Raw genomic sequence first — 16,074 nt, 5'->3', positions numbered from 1 at the left:
GAATTCATGGAAAACAGTGCCATGACGCAGGTCATATTACCGCTAGCTCTCTTCACCATTATGTTGGGTGTTGGCTTGTCTCTCTCTGTCGCCGATTTTAGGCAGGTTCTCAGGCGGCCAGAGGTGACAGCCATGGGTATCGGTATGCAACTGCTGTTGCTGCCGGTACTCGGGTTCATGGTGGTTACGGCCTTGGATCTGCCGCCTGCATTGGCCGTTGGCTTGATGATTCTGACCTTTGCCCCGGGTGGGGCAACGTCGAACATGATTACCCTGCTGGCCCGAGGAGATACGGCGTTATCGGTGAGCATGACGGCGATTGTCAGCTTTATCGCACCATTTATGTTGCCACTGATGACCCTTTGGGCGCTACAGCATTGGGTGGGGACATCCGAATTCTCGGGCTTCCCGGTATTGCCCACCATGATGAAGCTGGTGGTCATGACCATTGTGCCCGTTGTGATAGGCGTCTTCCTGCATCATCAAGCCCCGACGTTTTGTCAGCGTTTGCAGAAACCGGTTAAAGTGCTGTCGATGCTGTTCCTGCTGATGGTGGTTGTTGGGATCGTTAAAGCCAACTGGGCACGATTACCGGAGTTGGTCGCAGTTCTGGGGCCCGCCGTACTGTTGCTGATTGCACTGGCATTTGGCGCCGGGTTTGGTATCGCGCGCACCTGTGGTGTCGAACATACACAGGCGCTGACACTGGGTATCGAAGTGGGTATTCAGAATGCAGGAACGGCACTGTTGGTTACCGGAACGGTACTGCAGAATGCGGAGATGTCGGCTGCGGCACTGACCTACGGTGTTCTGATGAACCTACCGGCGTTCGCTCTCATCTTTTATCGTAATATGAAAACGAACCCTCTACCGGCATAGCTTAGCATTCAAGGGTAGGGCGGCTATTCGATGCCCAGCAGCTTGTGAGTTTGCAGGCTGAGTTTCCAGCGTGGGTGGTCCATGCAGTATTGTACGGTATCGCGGGTGTGCATCTCCCGCATCGGGCCATCCATCGGTTGCAGATAGAAATGCTGGAAAGCGAGGGATTCAAAGCGTTCTGGCATGGCCAGCCGTTGAGGATAGACCAGTTTTAGTTCGTCTCCAGATGTGATGACCAGTTCGGCGTCGGCTTTTGGGCTGACGCATACCCAATCAATCCCATCAGGCAGCGGCTTGGTGCCGTTGGTCTCAATCGCGATTTCAAAGTCTGCTGCGTGGCAGGCTTCAATCAGCGCCTCATCCAGCTGCAGGGCTGGCTCGCCGCCGGTAAATATCACGTAACGGTGTTTCATATCCTGCGGCCACAAGCGGGTCAGGAACTTTACCAGCGTCTCGGCATCATTGAACTTGCCACCGTTATTGCCATCTGTGCCGATGAAATCAGTATCACAGAAATCGCACACAGCACTGTCCCGGTCCTGCTCTCGGCCAGACCAGAGGTTGCACCCGGCGAAGCGACAGAAGATAGCCGGACGTCCACTATGGGCACCTTCGCCCTGCAGACTGTAAAAGATCTCTTTTATTGAGTACATCGGTATAGCTATGGCTGAAAAATGCGGTAGTCTACACGCCTTCAACAATTATAGGTAGCGGAGCCACAATGAAACTACGCCAAATCGATAAAGCGCTTTATCGTGCGAAACAGCGCAAGGTTGCGATTATTTTCTGTTCGATATTTCTGGTGCTGGGGATGTCGTTTGCGACTCTGTTGCGTGGCTGGGCGGGCAACCCCGAAGGCTCCAACATGGCGGTCAATTTGGCGGGTGTTATTATCGGTTTGCTGATTACCGGTGGGATCTACGCGTTGGTTGTGGGTAAGCCGTACTTTGACGAAATTCGCTACGCCTGGAACTTGAAGCGTCAGGTGTTGAAGATTCAGAACAAGAAGCACATTTGGAAAGAGAAAGTCGAGCAGGGTGACCAAACCGCAGCAACAGTAATGGCGTTCTATTATGCGGGTGTGACTCAGCTACAGTTTCTGGAAAACAACGAGTTTGGTCAGAAAGAGATGGAGGATGAGTGTTCAGAGTTTGAAGGCCGTTGTGCCGCTCATAACCTGACCCACGATGCTGATAACTTCAGTATCGATATGTTGCTTTAATCTCCGCAGATTAACCCTCATTAGGGCGGGATCTCCGCCCTAAGCGAATACCCCGTTGCATGGCTTTGCTTTCCACTTTGGTGCACAAATCGTTGAATATAGCTAATAAAGATATCTCTATATCACGTTTGTAAGGACGGCGTTCGAACGCACTGTAACCGCTTTGCTTCTGGCGGCTGCAATCCTGTTTTCTCCTGTGGTCGTGGGAGAAGGTGGCAAACGTTCTATGATCGAGACCGGATGGGTACTCGCTTGTTGTCGGACACGATGGTGAAACATTGAAGTAAAGCGTGCTCAGAGTCCAGACAACCAAGTTCACGCACTCAATGGCATGAGCTGCCGGTGCATGACTCGGCCAATCCGCCCTTTGGGTCTCACGATGTGGAAAAGATTGGTCAGCCAGCTGCGGCTGGTGCATCAGTTGCTGTAAGTGGGTTGTCCGGAATCGAAAATGAAGTATTACACGAGGCGATACCGCGGAATAAGCGTTGTGGCAGAAACAAGGCTGCCTTTAAGCAGCCTTGTTTGTGTTCCGAAGAATGACGGGCTTAAGGTGTTTCCGCCAGGCCACCAAAGCTTTCAATCAGCATCGGGAAGAGGCGGGTGAACTCGATACCCATCTGGGTCATATCGGTATCAAATTGGGCCAGTTGGTCTTCCTGCGACTCCTGATCCATCTTCTCTTTCATCTGGTCGGTCAGCTTGATGCGCTTAATCGCCAAGTCTTCCTGCACCATAAAGCGTAGTTGTTCTTCCCATTCGACAGACAGCTTCACTACGCGCTTGCCTGCTTCCAGATGGGCGACAAACTCTTCGTCCAGCAGCTCCTGCCCTTTGATGCGGATTACACCGCCTTCCACCAGGTTGTCGCGCAGTTCTGCCTCGTCAAGGATCTCAAGTCCCTGTGGGCGCTGTTGGCCTTCCAGCCACTGGCTCATGATGGCAGATGGAGAGTGTTTGACGTCTGGCAGTGCGATTGGCAGTGTGCCCAATGTGCCACGCAGGTAGCTTAACAGCTCTTCAGCACGCTTGTGGCTGGAGGCATCAACAATAACCCAGCCCTGCTGGGGGGCAATCAGTGCACGGGTCTGTTGGAAACGGCTGAAGGCACGTGGCAGTAGATCCAGTACAACTTCGTCTTTTAGCTGGTCGCGTTCTTTGCGGTAAACCTTGCGTGCCTGTTCCTTTTCGATCAGGGCAACCTTCTCCTCTACTTTCTGTTTCACAACAGCTGGAGGCAGGATCTTCTCTTCTTTTTGGGCTGCGACCATATGAAAGCCGTGGACGCTGTGGAGCAGGGTATCCTGCAGTCCATTGCTGGGAGAGATCCAGCCGTATCGGCTCAGGTCCTGGCTACCGCAGGGGGTGAAGGCTTGTTCCTGAAGTTTCTCTTCAAGCTGGGCTTCGTCATAGTTGAAATCGCCAGTGATGCGATAAACGATGATGTTCTTAAACCACATGAAATTACGGCTCCTCTGAATCGAGGCGGTATTCTAGCTTTAATGGGGTTAGAAATCCCGTGTCGGGTGAATTGGGCACAGGGTTGTTGGTTATAGAGGGGTGTGCGGTAGAGTGAGATCCTCGGTATGGTTGGTCTGGGGAGCGATCGGTTTAGCCCGCAGTAGTTGGGGCAGGATAGAGCGAGGGAGATGAACTGAGGTTTTGTTGTAATCCCAAATACGATGAGGCAGTGCATCTACAATGATACGCCTTGGCACAGGGCGTATACGAGACAGAAAAAGGGCCGTCGATGACAGCCCTTATACGTATCTGTGAACGTTAAAGGGATTAAAGCCCTTCATACGCCATCAGTGTGTGTACCGGTACGCCAATTTCCTGGATGCGCGCAGACCCCTGCAGATCCGGTAGATCGATCAATGCAGCAGCTTCGACTACTTCCCCACCCAGTTGTTTAACGAGGCTACACGCGGCCAGAATGGTTCCGCCAGTCGCAATCAGGTCATCAAAGACCAGTACTTTGTCGCCTTCAGCAACGGCGTCGATCTGCATTTCGACGGACGCAGTCCCGTACTCCAGTTTGTACTCTTCATGGATGGTCTCACCCGGTAGTTTGCCTTTCTTGCGCACCAGTACCAGTGGAATGTTCAGTTGGTAAGCCATGATGGAGGCAATAAGAAAGCCACGTGCATCAATCGATGCGATGTGGGTGATCTCGCTGTCGATATAACGCTGGATAAAAGAGTCTGCGATCATGCGCAGTGCTTTTGGATCCTTAAACAGCGGTGTGATGTCACGGAATTGGATGCCGGGCTCTGGCCAGTCGGGAATCGTGCGCATGACTGACTTGATATAACATTCATCGTAGGACATCGTTTACTCCTGGAGTGGGTACGGCTTGATATGGCTCAATGTTTTGGAAGTGGTTCACAGGTCTAATAGGACCGTTGGGTTACACACTGAGATGGCTACTTCATTGTGCAACTGGCTGGCGTCCTTTGCCCTTGGCAAAGGACGCTTTTTTTTGCCTTGTTGGTATCAGGATGCGGCGTCGGATTCTTCGCCACAGTTGTTTGCTTCTCCGGAGGTCGGGCATTCGCCGGACAGGGAGTACAGCTGATCAAGATCCAGTAACTCAACTTCTTTACCATCCACGCGGATCAGCTCGCTCTTCTGGAAGCGTGTAAAGATACGACTTACCGTTTCGACCGCCAGACCCAGGTAGTTACCAATTTCGTTTCGGGACATCGACAGGCGGAATTGGGACGCGGAATAACCACGTGCCTTGAAGCGCTGAGACAGTTTGATTAGGAAGGTGGCAACACGCTGCTCGGCATTTTTCTTGGACAGCAACAGCATCATCTGCTGTTCGTCGCGAATCTCTTTACTCATGGTGCGCAGAATCTGACGGCGCAATTCTGGCAGTTGACCGGAGAGATCATCCAGACGCTCAAACGGAATTTCGCAAACGGTTGTGGTTTCCAGAATCTTGGCAGAGACCGGGTAGCTGTTTTCGTCGAAGCCACCAAGGCCAACCAGTTCACCCGGGAAGAAGAAGCCAGTGATCTGTTCTTCACCTTCGTTGGTGATGGTGTAGCTTTTAATGGTTCCGGCGCGGATAGCGTATACAGATGTAAACGGCTCTCCCTGATGGAACAGGTGCTCGCCTTTTTTCAACGGACGGCTCTTATCGATAATGTTATCGAGGCGTTCCATTTCGGTCATGTCCAGTGACACCGGCAGGCACAGTGAACTTAAGCTGCAGGTCTGGCAATGAACCTGTTGAAGGCTTCGCAGTTTCCCTTCTGTCGACTTTATATCACCCATAATCAGGCCCTGAAATTAGTTAGGTTTGAGAGGCTACTCGGCGTCATTATCCACAATTTGAGCAAATCGGTGAAGCTTTGCTGCAAATTAAACCGGGTTAGATAATACGGGAAAAACCGTTGGTCGCCTGCATTTTGGGGATATAAGCATCGAACGACATGCAGATACGACGGATCAACAAACGACCAGCCGGTGTCACCCGGATGACGCCGTTGGTTACGGTGATCAGGCCATCCTGAGCAAATTGAGACAGTTCTTCTTGTTCGGCTGCGAAGTAGTCTGAAAAGTCGATCGCAAAACGTTTTTCGATCTGTGCAGTATCCAGTTCGAAGTGGCAGATCAGCTGCTTGATCACTTCGCCGCGCAGCACATCGTCATCATTCATTACGACACCACGTTTCACGGCAAAGTTATGTTCCTCGACGGCTTTGGTGTAGCTGGCGATGTCGTGTTCGTTCTGGTAGTACACACGCCCAATCTGGCTGATAGAGGATACGCCCATCGCGACCAGGTCGCAGTCCGCGTGTGTGGTGTAGCCCTGGAAGTTACGGTGCAACTGGCCGTTCTGCTGGGCCAGTGCCAGTTCGTCGTCGGGCTTGGCAAAGTGGTCCATGCCGATGTAGGCATAACCCGCATCCAAAAGGGTTTTGATGGTGTTTTCCAGGATCGCCAGTTTGGTTTCCGGGCTCGGAAGCGTTGATGCATCGATGTGCTTCTGGGAGCGGAAACGGTCCGGCATGTGCGCGTAGTTGAATACGGACAGGCGGTCTGGATTCATTGCGATAACGGTGTCCAGCGTTTCGCGGAAGCTGTTTTCTGTTTGATGCGGCAAGCCGTAGATCAGATCCATGTTGATCGACTTGAAGCCGTGTTCACGCGCTGTATCCAGAACGGCCTGGGTCTGTGCGGTTGGTTGCACGCGGTTGACCGCCTTCTGTACCTCTTCGTGCACGTCCTGCACCCCTAGACTGATGCGGTTGAAGCCGATGTCACGCAAAACTTTGATGGTATCCGGGTTTGCTTCGCGCGGATCGATCTCGATTGAGTAGTCGCCCTTGTCATCGTCTCGCAGGTTGAAGTGCTGACGAGTCTTGGTCATCAGATCGACCATCTGGTCATCGCTGATAAAGGTCGGGGTGCCGCCGCCCCAGTGAAGCTGGTTTACGACGCGGTCATTGCTGTACCACTGAGATACCTGTGCCATCTCTTTGTATACCGTATCAAGGTAGGGCTGTGCCTTTTTGCGGTTGCGTGTGATCACTTTGTTGCACGCGCAGTAATAGCAAACGTGGGCGCAGAAAGGGATGTGAAAGTACAGGGACAGCGGTGCTTCGGTATCGGTGGTCTGCATACCGGTTTCGATCAAGCTGTTTGCGGACAGCTCCGGATCAAACTGCAGTGCAGTCGGGTAAGAGGTATAGCGAGGCCCAGACAGATCGTAACGCTTAATCAGATCCAGATCCCACTTGATCAGGTTGTTGTTGTCCAAAGTCTCTACCTCTTAACTAATGTCAAAACCCGGCAATTCTAGGGGCGCTATGGCGCGTAAACCTTGATATAAGTCAAAGTGCGAGCAGCCCTTGCCATGGAAGCGTGTAAACGCCGAATACGATAATGATGGAGCCAAAAATTCCGCGCGTCAGTCGCTGTTGGAACATCTGTCGAACGCGTTGAGCCAATAAACCGGTTAGCAGCATAGTGGGCAAGGTCCCCAAGCCAAACATCAGCATCAGCTGCGCGCTCAGTGTCCAGTCTGCTGCGGCAGACGACCAGATCAGGGTACTGTATACCAGTCCGCAAGGGAGCCAGCCCCACAGAATACCTAATGCAATAGCCTGCGGCAGGTTTTTAACCGGAAGGAGCCTGCTGGCCAGTGGCTGAATATGCTTCCAAAGGTTGCCACCGGCTTTCTCAATGTAAGTCAGCCCTTGCCACCACTGGGCGACATAGAGCCCCATGGCGATCAGCATCAGTCCGGCAAACGTCCGCAGGATAAGTACAAGCTGCTGATCACGCATCAGCCAGCTCAGGCTGCCGATCAGGGCGCCAGCGGCTGTATAGCTTGCCACCCGGCCAATATTATATCCACCCAGCATCAGGGTGCCACGCCAACCTTGAGGAGAGCTCATGGATACGGTGGCCGCAATGCCTCCGCACATCCCTAAGCAGTGGGTGCCACCAAGAAGTCCGAGGATAAATGCAGTAGAAAGGGCCAGGGGCTCATTCATTCGGGCGTCTGACCTTGGTTGTCTTTGTCCTGCTTCTTGGCGTCTTCAGGGATCAGGTGTTCGTCGTCTTCGAACAGGATGCTGTGCGCAGGCGTCTCCAGGTCTTCAAACTGGCCGCTGTTTACACTGTAAAAAAATGCCCAGATCGCACAGGCAACAAAGATGATGGCGATTGGAATAAGCAGAAAAATAATGTCCATAACGGAGCTGTCCGGTTAGATGACCTGTGTAGGCCTATTTTACACGATTGGCCTTACCGAGTTTAGATAAGCGCAGGGCATTGGCGACAACCACAATTGAGCTGAGAGACATACCCAGCGCAGCCATATAAGGTGCAATGAAGCCAAGTGCGGCGAGAGGCAGGGCAAGCAGATTGTAGCCGGCTGACCATGCCAGGTTCTGGCGGATGATGCTGCGTGTTTTGCGTGACAATCGGATGGCATCGGTCAGGCGCATCAGGTCTGCAGAGATCAATACACCATCGGCATTGGTCTTTGCCAAGTCTGTTGCTGATCCCATAGCAATCGAGGTTTGCGCACCCGCAAGTACCGGGATGTCGTTAATGCCGTCGCCAACCATGATCACCTGCGCACCTTCACGCTGCAGTTGCTGGATGTGTTTCAGCTTCTGCTCAGGCGATACGCCTGAAATCACGGTGTCTATGCCCAGTGCTGTGGCAACTTCGTCAACGGCGCTGGAACTGTCACCTGTCAGCATTTCACACTTAAGGCCAAGCTGATGCAGATGTTTGATGGTTTGGGCCGCTTCGGGCCGTACCTGATCATTCAGGCGAAACCATGCCAATGGAGCGGTTTCGTTACACAGCAGCAACCATTGCCCGCAGACTGCAGGCAGGTACGGTTTGGTATGAGTGTTCGAGCACACGGCAAACGCATAGTCCGGTTTGCCGATGCGGTAGCGCAGGCCGTCAATTTGGCCCTCAAGTCCCTGGCCGAGTGTGGCCTGTAGGTTTTCGGCCTTGTATGGGGTGAAAACCGCATGGAATGCCTGTGCGATAGGATGCTCGGAATGTTTCTCCAGCGCGGCTGCGATCTGCAAGTGATGATCGGTCGTATGATCATCTAATGACAAGGTGTCCTGCAGGGTCAGGTTGCCCTCAGTGAGGGTGCCTGTTTTATCAAACACAATGTGTGTGGCGCGGGACAGGCTTTCCAGGACATGACCGCGGGTGATCAGTACGCCGTTCTGGCGCAGTGTGCCAGTCGCGGCGGTAAGCGCAGTTGGCGTCGCCAGAGACAGGGCACAAGGGCACGTCACTACGAGTACGGAAAGCGTTATCCAGAAGGCGTCCTCCGGTGAAATCAGCCACCAGCTAAAACCGACAGTAACCGCAGTCAGCAGTACGGCGGCGACAAAATAGCTGGCTACACGGTCTGCCAGTTGCGCGGCCTTGGGTTTGTCTTCTTGCGCACGTTCGAGCAGGCGGACGATGGAGGAAAGCTGACTTTCGGCGCCGATACGTGTCACTTCAAGGGTGATTGGGTTTTCGACGTTAATGGTGCCGCCAATGACTTCGTCGCCCTGTTCTTTGCGGATGGGCAGGTATTCCCCGGTCAGTGCAGACTCGTCAATAGAGCTGTTGCCCGCGATAATGCGACCGTCGGCCGGTACCGTGTGGCCCGGTTTTATGATGACCCGATCACCCACGGCCAGCTCTTTCGCGGGAATCATGGTCTCTTCGCCATCGATCACCTTAATGGCGGATGCCGGTAAAAGGTTAAGCATTGCGTTACCGGCTCGGCCGGTGCGATGGCGTGCCTGCATCTCCAGGAAGCGGCCGATCAGCAGAAAGAAAGTGAACATCGTCACCGAGTCAAAGTAGACCTCACCGCTATCGGTGACGGTGGCCCAGACACTGGCCAGATATGCGCCGCCGACAGCGATCGATACCGGGACATCCATGCTCAAATGGCGCGTGCGCAGGTCGCGCAGTGCGGCTACAAAGAACGGGCGGGCCGCATATAGAATCACAGGCGTAGCGATGACCATGCTTGCCCAGCGCATAAAAGTAACGTGTTTGCTTTCAATCCCTTGCAGGGCGCCACCGTAGAGTGCGACGGCGATCATCATCACCTGCATCATGCCCAAACCAGCTACACCAAGGCGGCGAGTTGCACGCTTGCGTTCCTGATCCAGCAGCTGTTCTTCTTTATTGGGGGTGTAAGGGTGTGCCTGGTAACCGATGCGGTAGATTTCCGCCAGCAACATGCTCAATGGCAATATCTGCGGGTTCCAGGTCAGACGGGCACGGTGATTGGTCAGATTGACGCTGGCTTTTTCTACACCGTCCTGTTTGTTGAGGTGATGTTCCAGCAGCCATACGCAGGCTGCACAGGTAATGCCTTCAATTACCAAGGTGGCTTCTTTCAGTCCGTTCTCAGCAGTAACAACAAAATCCTGCTGAATCGAATCCTGGTCATAGAGAGCCAGTTCACTCAGTTGCGCTTCCGACACCGACTTGAGGGTGAAGTCCGGGGTATAGGAAGTCGTCGCGCGATGCTTGTAAAAGTTGTCCAGGCCGCTGTCGACAATCGTCTGAGCGACAGCCTGGCAGCCAGGGCAGCACATCTGGCGAGGTTTTTCTTCGATAATTGTGAAAAAACTGCTGCCCTGGGGTATGTCTTGACCACAGTGATAGCAGCCTGTTTCAGCGGACTGCGATGGCGGGAGTGAACTGTTCATCTATTACTTTGAAGCTGAGAGCGTGGCTTTAACCGGGGCGTCTGAGTTTTTCGCACGGTTAGTGCTAACAGTAATCTCAGCGCGCAGACGCCAGCTTTCATCTTCAGGTGTCAGGGTCATGTAGCGTTTACCCAGAATCTTACCCTGTAAACTGCCGATGAAGTTAGTCGTGCCTGGCTGGTTACGCAATGTCAGGTATTGATCGTAATTCTGGTGGGTTGGGTGAATGATGCCTAGAGTCAGAAACTCTGGCAATGAGTCCAGATTGCCACTCAAGTTCACGACTACATCGCCGGTCAACAGGTCGAAGGTCAGGTCGCCGCTGAGGCCAAGTTCACGTGTATATTGTTGGCGTGAGTCATCAACGTGATAACCGCGGGCCTCTTTGTAGTAGTCATCCTTGACGATGCCGTCGTGGGTCACGATAGAGATGTACAGGAATGCAAAACCATAAATGAATACGGCAATCAGTGGTGCGAGAATGAACCATAGCCAAGGTTGTTTGTACCAAGGGGCAACTGCAGGATTTTGCTTACTCATCGACATCTCTAAAATCTAGGTGAACGAATTGCGGTCGGTGGCAGTATACAGGAACAGACGCTTAAGAGGTCCCCAACTGCTGCGATTGCTTGCTTCAACTGCGTTTTTTTTAGTACGGGTCAAGCGTTGCTAAAAAAACCGCGTCGCCGGAAGCGACACGGTTATTTTACCCTAATTAGCAAGTGCGGTTATTGGTCTAAAGGTGCGACTTATCGTCGCGGCGCGGGACCAATGAAGCGGTTTTCCTCTTCGACGACAATACTGGCGTCATCGAGAGCTTCCACCTTAAACCTAATATCGTAGTTCGGCTTGCTGATGTACTTTGGTGCGATCTGCAGGCGTACAGGGTGATCCAGAAGTTCACCAGACTTGATGGTTACAATCTCGTCGCCGATCAGTTCCAGTCCGTCCAGACCCATAACGCTGATCTGGTACTGGTGGTCGACCTGTTCTTTGTTGGCGATCTTCATGGTGTACACGTTTTCGATCTTGCCTTGTGCGTTTTCAACATACAGCTGGCCGCGGTCACGCAGGATATCCACTTCCAGTGGAACACGACTCAGGATGGTGTAACCGAAGGCGATGCACATTGCCATCAAGCACGCGAAGTAACCGATAAGGCGAGGGCGGAGTAACTTGGTTTCGTTGCCGTCCAGCGCGTGTTCGGTGGTATAGCGCACCAAACCTCGCTCGTAACCCATGCGGTCCATCATGGAGTCACAAGCGTCAACACAGGCTCCGCATGCAACACACTCGTACTGGAGGCCGTCGCGGATATCAATGCCGACAGGGCAAACGTGCACACAGGCGTTACAGTCGATACAGTCGCCAAGGCCGTCCGCTTTGTAGTCTGCATTTTTCTTGCGTTTACCGCGGTTTTCGCCACGCTTCTCATCGTAGGAGATGATCAGTGTATCCTGGTCGAACATAACGCTCTGGAATCGCGCATAAGGGCACATATAGATACATACCTGTTCACGCAACCAGCCTGCGTTGCCGTATGTCGCTACAGCGAGGAAGCCAAGCCACCAGGTTTCCCATGGGCCCAGATTCCAGGCAAGCACTGCGGGTACCAGCTCGCGAATAGGAGTGAAGTACCCAACGAATGCAATGGCTGATGTTACAGCGATCAGGAGCCAGAGAGCATGCTTAGCACCTTTGCGCATCACCTTATTGCCGTTCCAGGGTGCTTTGTCGAGTTTCATGCGAGCGTTGCGGTCACCCTCTGTAACACGCTCTGCCCAGATAAAGAACCACGTCCATACAAACTGAGGACAGGCGTATCCGCACCAGAGTCGGCCAGCAAATACGGTCACAAAGAACAGGGTGAAGGCTAGGATGATTAGTAGCCAGGACAGGAGCATAAAGTCCTGAGGCCAGAAGGTCATGCCCAAGACGTGGAACTGTCTGTTTGGCAGGTCAAACAGCACTGCTTGGCGGCCGTCCCATTGAATCCATGAGAAGCCGTAAAACATCAGAAGCATAATCGCGCTGCTGATGGTGCGAAAATTCTTAAAGAATCCTTTGTAGAACTTTACGTAGATGTGTTCGCGCTTGGCATAGAGATCAAAATCCTCTTTGCCCTTTTTGCCGTTACCAGACTTCTTGGGAGTAACATCTTGAACTGGTATCTGATTCATTGGGTGCTCACCGCTAAAAATATAAATCCTTATATGCTGCTGAGCCTTTGTGTATCTGGTTCATTAGCATTATTGAATATTATAAACCGCCCAAAAAAAAAGGCGATATGATTTAGATCATATCGCCTTTTTTTGTCTATCCAAGCAATTACTTGTTAGACAGGCTGTAAACGTAAGCTGTGATCAGGTGGATCTTGTCTTCGTTCAGCAGAGATTTGTGCGCAGGCATTACACCGTTACGACCATTACGAATGGTGTGGGCAACTTTCTCGAAAGAACCGCCGTACAGCCATACATTATCAGTCAGATTTGGCGCGCCCAGTGCGTGCATTCCGGTGCCGTCAGCGCCGTGACATGCAGTACACAGAGCCTGGAACTGAGTTTTGCCTTTAGCAGCAGATTCGCTGTCTACCTGCTGGCCACTCAAGCTCAGCACGTAAGATGCTACGTCACGCACGCCTTCTTCACCCAGTACAGCACCCCATGGTGGCATGCCGCCGTTACGACCGTTGGTGATGGTTGCTTTGATTGTTGCAGCGTCGCCGCCATACAGCCAATCGTCATCGGTCAGGTTCGGGAAGCCGTATGCACCAGTTGCGGTAGAGCCGTGGCACAGGGAGCAGTTGTTCGCGAACATACGCTGACCCATTTTAAGGCCAGCTTCGTTGCCTGGCTGCTGCAGATCTTCTACAGACATTGCCGCGTATTTTGCAAATACTGGCTTGTACTGTTCTTCTGCGTGTGCCATTTCCTCTTCCCACTGGCCGGTAGAGGACCAGCCCAGCAGGCCCTGGAAGTTACCCAGGCCAGGGTACAGAGCCAAATATGCAACACCAAAGATTACAGTCGCAAGGAACATCTGGAACCACCAGCGTGGCAGAGGGTTATCGTACTCTGCAATGCCGTCGAACTCGTGACCCAGTGTTTCGTCAGTTGCTTCCTTGTAGGTCTCGCTTTTGCGAGTTGCAAGTAGCAACCATGTGCAGCCACCGATGACTGCTGCGGTAATTACAATTACCCACGCGCTCCAAAAAGCACTCATTTTTCGATTCTCCCGTTATCGGTCTTTACATCTTGTCCTTCATCTTCGTCATCGAAGGGTAGGTTGGCTGCATCATCGAACTTGGCCTTGTTCTTTGGGTGCAAGACCCAGGCGAACAGCGCCAGAAAGGTGATGAGCATCACCACTACGATGTAAGGACCATAAACATCGTAACTCACAGGTTACTTACCGCACTTTGTCGTAGTTGTTGTGCGTTTTACCCAGAGCCTGCAGATACGCTACAACAGCGTCGATCTCATATTTGCCCTGAACTGCTTCCTGAGCACCAGCGACCTGTTCGTCGGTGAAAGGAACGCCCAAGGTGCGCTGAACCTCAAGCTTGGCAGCGGTATCCTTACCAGTCAGCTTGTTTTCGAACAGCCAAGGGTAAGACGGCATTTTGGACTCTGGTACAACGTCACGAGGGTTGTACAGGTGAGCACGGTGCCAATCGTCAGAGTAACGGCCGCCCACACGTGCCAGGTCTGGACCTGTACGCTTGGAACCCCACAGGAATGGATGTTCCCAAACGTGCTCGTTAGCGGTAGAGAAGTGACCGTAGCGCTCAGTTTCCGCACGGAAAGGACGGATCATCTGAGAGTGACATACGTTGCAGCCTTCACGGATGAAAATGTCGCGGCCTTCGAACTCCAGCGCAGTGTACGTACGCATGCCTTCGATTGGCTTAGTAGTAGAAGACTGGAAGAAAAGAGGTACGATCTCAGCCAGACCACCGCCACTGATCACAATGATGATCAGCAGGATCATAAGGCCGATATTCTTTTCAATCGTTTCGTGTTTGATCATTTCTATCTGCTCCTATGACCTTAAGCCGCTTGTGCTGCAGCGTCAGCTGCAGGTGCAGTGCTGCCTTTACGTACAGTCTGCCAAACGTTGAATGCCATCAGCACCATACCGGTCAGGAAGAACATACCGCCCAGCCAGCGAACAAAGTAACCTGGGTGAGATGCTTCCAGAGCTTCTACGAAGCTGTAAGTCAGGGTGCCGTCTTCGTTTACTGCACGCCACATCAGACCCTGCAGGATACCGTTAACCCACATCGCGCAGATGTACAGAACAGTACCGATAGTTGCCAGCCAGAAGTGGGTGTTGATCAGGCCTACAGAGTACATCTGAGCCTTACCGAACAGGCGTGGGATCATGTGGTAAACAGCACCGATAGAGATCATCGCTACCCAACCCAGTGCGCCAGCGTGTACGTGGCCAACGGTCCAGTCGGTGTAGTGAGACAGAGCGTTTACAGTCTTGATGGACATCATAGGGCCTTCGAAGGTAGACATACCGTAGAAGGACAGAGATACAACCAGGAAGCGCAGAACCGGGTCAGTACGCAGTTTGTGCCATGCGCCGGACAGGGTCATCATACCGTTGATCATGCCACCCCAAGACGGAGCCAGCAGGATCAGGGACATTACCATTGCCAGAGACTGAGTCCAGTCAGGCAGTGCAGTGTAGTGCAGGTGGTGACCACCAGCCCACATGTAAGTCGCGATCAGTGCCCAGAAGTGCACGATGGACAGACGGTAGGAGAAGATTGGACGCTCAGCCTGCTTAGGTACGAAGTAGTACATCATGCCCAGGAAGCCCGCAGTCAGGAAGAAACCTACTGCGTTGTGACCGTACCACCACTGAACCATTGCATCGACTGCACCTGGGTATACAGAGTAAGACTTGGTCAGAGATACAGGCAGTGCAGCGCTGTTTACGATGTGCAGAACAGCAACGGTGATGATGAACGCCATGTAGAACCAGTTACCCACGTAGATGTGGGAGGTTTTACGCAGCTTCACAGTGCCCAGGAATACAATCGCATAGGATACCCAAACAACCGCGATCAGCAGGTCGATTGGCCATTCCAGCTCAGCGTACTCTTTACCAGAGGTCCAACCCATTGGCAGAGAGATTGCTGCCAATACGATGATAGCCTGCCAGCCCCAGAACGTGAATGCAGCCAGGCCGCCACCAAACAGACGAGTCTGACAGGTGCGCTGTACTACGTAGTAAGAAGTTGCGAACAGTGCGCAACCACCAAACGCAAAAATTACTGCGTTGGTGTGCAACGGACGAAGACGACCGTAAGTCAACCAAGGGATATCAAAGTTTAGTGCTGGCCAAACCAACTGGGCAGCGATTAGGACACCGACGGCCATTCCGACGATACCCCAAACCACTGTCATGATGGCGAACTGGCGCACCACTTTATAATTGTAGGTGGGGTGTTCAGTTGCTGTGCTCATGTCAGGCTCTCATCAACAAGCTATTAAGGAAATTTGAGTTCAGCGGCAATTATGTGGAAATGGCCACTGATTTTCAATGAAAGTGGCGGAAAAAGTGAGGCGTATTGTCGCACCTGCGAAAACTTGATCGAGGTCACAGGTCTCGTTGGGAGGTTGTATGGGGTGTTTTGTTAACGGTATGAAATTAAAGGAAAAAACAAATATTCTAAAAAGAAATTAATTTATGAAATTAATAAATACGGGGGTGCATTTAGGTCTTTGGAGCGGCTTTTGCCGC

Annotated in this window: 16 protein-coding genes; 2 read left to right on the top strand and 14 right to left on the bottom strand. The window is 52.5% G+C overall.

Annotated elements, in window-relative coordinates; translation table 11 throughout:
* Positions 1-6: 6 nt before the first annotated feature.
* The gene (locus QKW35_RS13425; RefSeq protein ID WP_345774496.1) at positions 7-879 is read left to right on the top strand and encodes a bile acid:sodium symporter family protein; all 873 of its coding nucleotides are present in this window, start codon (positions 7-9) and stop codon (positions 877-879) included.
* 23 nt (positions 880-902) lie between these two features.
* Here the strand turns inward: QKW35_RS13425 and queE are convergent, their stop codons facing one another.
* The gene (queE, locus tag QKW35_RS13420; RefSeq protein ID WP_282353821.1) at positions 903-1,532 is read right to left on the bottom strand and encodes a 7-carboxy-7-deazaguanine synthase; all 630 of its coding nucleotides are present in this window, start codon (positions 1,530-1,532) and stop codon (positions 903-905) included.
* Between the two features lie 68 nt (positions 1,533-1,600).
* On the opposite strand from queE, the gene QKW35_RS13415 reads away from it, so the two are divergent.
* On the top strand, positions 1,601-2,101 hold the full coding sequence (locus QKW35_RS13415) for a DUF3087 family protein (RefSeq protein ID WP_282353820.1): 501 nt from the start codon (positions 1,601-1,603) through the stop codon (positions 2,099-2,101).
* A 548-nt stretch (positions 2,102-2,649) separates the two neighbouring features.
* Here QKW35_RS13415 and rdgC read toward each other — a convergent pair.
* The 13 genes from rdgC to ccoN all read right to left on the bottom strand — a co-directional run bounded on the left by rdgC (position 2,650) and on the right by ccoN (position 15,797).
* Positions 2,650-3,561, bottom strand: a complete 912-nt coding sequence (gene rdgC, locus QKW35_RS13410) for a recombination-associated protein RdgC (RefSeq protein WP_282353818.1) — start codon at positions 3,559-3,561, stop codon at positions 2,650-2,652.
* A gap of 328 nt (positions 3,562-3,889) precedes the next feature.
* Positions 3,890-4,432: an adenine phosphoribosyltransferase gene (locus QKW35_RS13405; RefSeq protein WP_282353816.1), complete on the bottom strand. Its 543-nt coding sequence runs from the start codon at positions 4,430-4,432 to the stop codon at positions 3,890-3,892.
* 165 nt (positions 4,433-4,597) lie between these two features.
* Positions 4,598-5,386, bottom strand: a complete 789-nt coding sequence (fnr, locus tag QKW35_RS13400) for a fumarate/nitrate reduction transcriptional regulator Fnr (RefSeq protein ID WP_282353815.1) — start codon at positions 5,384-5,386, stop codon at positions 4,598-4,600.
* Between the two features lie 97 nt (positions 5,387-5,483).
* Entirely contained in the window at positions 5,484-6,875 is a 1,392-nt protein-coding gene (gene hemN, locus QKW35_RS13395; protein WP_282353814.1) for an oxygen-independent coproporphyrinogen III oxidase, read from the bottom strand.
* Between the two features lie 73 nt (positions 6,876-6,948).
* Positions 6,949-7,614 carry a sulfite exporter TauE/SafE family protein gene (locus QKW35_RS13390; RefSeq protein WP_282353813.1) on the bottom strand — a complete coding sequence of 222 codons (666 nt, stop codon included), beginning with the start codon at positions 7,612-7,614 and terminating at the stop codon, positions 6,949-6,951.
* Positions 7,611-7,814 carry a cbb3-type cytochrome oxidase assembly protein CcoS gene (gene ccoS / locus QKW35_RS13385; RefSeq protein ID WP_282353812.1) on the bottom strand — a complete coding sequence of 68 codons (204 nt, stop codon included), beginning with the start codon at positions 7,812-7,814 and terminating at the stop codon, positions 7,611-7,613. Before ccoS ends, QKW35_RS13390 begins: the two co-directional genes overlap by 4 nt.
* Before the next feature lie 34 nt (positions 7,815-7,848).
* Positions 7,849-10,317, bottom strand: coding sequence for a heavy metal translocating P-type ATPase (locus QKW35_RS13380; RefSeq protein WP_282353810.1), 2,469 nt, complete (start codon positions 10,315-10,317; stop codon positions 7,849-7,851).
* A gap of 3 nt (positions 10,318-10,320) precedes the next feature.
* The gene (locus QKW35_RS13375; RefSeq protein WP_282353809.1) at positions 10,321-10,857 is read right to left on the bottom strand and encodes a FixH family protein; all 537 of its coding nucleotides are present in this window, start codon (positions 10,855-10,857) and stop codon (positions 10,321-10,323) included.
* A gap of 209 nt (positions 10,858-11,066) precedes the next feature.
* Positions 11,067-12,497, bottom strand: a complete 1,431-nt coding sequence (gene ccoG / locus QKW35_RS13370) for a cytochrome c oxidase accessory protein CcoG (protein WP_282353807.1) — start codon at positions 12,495-12,497, stop codon at positions 11,067-11,069.
* A 148-nt stretch (positions 12,498-12,645) separates the two neighbouring features.
* Positions 12,646-13,539, bottom strand: a complete 894-nt coding sequence (gene ccoP, locus QKW35_RS13365) for a cytochrome-c oxidase, cbb3-type subunit III (RefSeq protein ID WP_282353806.1) — start codon at positions 13,537-13,539, stop codon at positions 12,646-12,648.
* Positions 13,536-13,718 carry a cbb3-type cytochrome oxidase subunit 3 gene (locus tag QKW35_RS13360; protein WP_282353805.1) on the bottom strand — a complete coding sequence of 61 codons (183 nt, stop codon included), beginning with the start codon at positions 13,716-13,718 and terminating at the stop codon, positions 13,536-13,538. The genes ccoP and QKW35_RS13360 overlap by 4 nt, the downstream gene beginning before the upstream one ends.
* A 7-nt stretch (positions 13,719-13,725) precedes the next feature.
* Positions 13,726-14,346 carry a cytochrome-c oxidase, cbb3-type subunit II gene (gene ccoO / locus QKW35_RS13355; protein ID WP_425608004.1) on the bottom strand — a complete coding sequence of 207 codons (621 nt, stop codon included), beginning with the start codon at positions 14,344-14,346 and terminating at the stop codon, positions 13,726-13,728.
* A 20-nt stretch (positions 14,347-14,366) separates the two neighbouring features.
* The gene (ccoN, locus tag QKW35_RS13350; RefSeq protein WP_282353804.1) at positions 14,367-15,797 is read right to left on the bottom strand and encodes a cytochrome-c oxidase, cbb3-type subunit I; all 1,431 of its coding nucleotides are present in this window, start codon (positions 15,795-15,797) and stop codon (positions 14,367-14,369) included.
* Positions 15,798-16,074 lie beyond the last annotated feature (277 nt).

This window comes from Pontibacterium granulatum (genome assembly GCF_029961155.1).
GTDB classification, from domain to species: Bacteria; Pseudomonadota; Gammaproteobacteria; order Pseudomonadales; family Balneatricaceae; genus Pontibacterium; species Pontibacterium granulatum.
Note: the sequence above shows the minus strand (reverse complement) of the source record. Positions and strands in the feature narration are given on the sequence as shown.

Coding starts and splice junctions, on each gene's coding strand:
- QKW35_RS13425 (WP_345774496.1), top strand. CDS start 7: ATGGAAAACAGTGCCATGACGCAGGTCATATTACCGCTAGCTCTCTTC.
- queE (WP_282353821.1), bottom strand. CDS start 1,532: ATGTACTCAATAAAAGAGATCTTTTACAGTCTGCAGGGCGAAGGTGCC.
- QKW35_RS13415 (WP_282353820.1), top strand. CDS start 1,601: ATGAAACTACGCCAAATCGATAAAGCGCTTTATCGTGCGAAACAGCGC.
- rdgC (WP_282353818.1), bottom strand. CDS start 3,561: ATGTGGTTTAAGAACATCATCGTTTATCGCATCACTGGCGATTTCAAC.
- QKW35_RS13405 (WP_282353816.1), bottom strand. CDS start 4,432: ATGTCCTACGATGAATGTTATATCAAGTCAGTCATGCGCACGATTCCC.
- fnr (WP_282353815.1), bottom strand. CDS start 5,386: ATGGGTGATATAAAGTCGACAGAAGGGAAACTGCGAAGCCTTCAACAG.
- QKW35_RS13390 (WP_282353813.1), bottom strand. CDS start 7,614: ATGAATGAGCCCCTGGCCCTTTCTACTGCATTTATCCTCGGACTTCTT.
- ccoS (WP_282353812.1), bottom strand. CDS start 7,814: ATGGACATTATTTTTCTGCTTATTCCAATCGCCATCATCTTTGTTGCC.
- QKW35_RS13380 (WP_282353810.1), bottom strand. CDS start 10,317: ATGAACAGTTCACTCCCGCCATCGCAGTCCGCTGAAACAGGCTGCTAT.
- QKW35_RS13375 (WP_282353809.1), bottom strand. CDS start 10,857: ATGAGTAAGCAAAATCCTGCAGTTGCCCCTTGGTACAAACAACCTTGG.
- ccoG (WP_282353807.1), bottom strand. CDS start 12,497: ATGAATCAGATACCAGTTCAAGATGTTACTCCCAAGAAGTCTGGTAAC.
- ccoP (WP_282353806.1), bottom strand. CDS start 13,539: ATGAGTGCTTTTTGGAGCGCGTGGGTAATTGTAATTACCGCAGCAGTC.
- ccoO (WP_425608004.1), bottom strand. CDS start 14,346: ATGATCAAACACGAAACGATTGAAAAGAATATCGGCCTTATGATCCTG.
- ccoN (WP_282353804.1), bottom strand. CDS start 15,797: ATGAGCACAGCAACTGAACACCCCACCTACAATTATAAAGTGGTGCGC.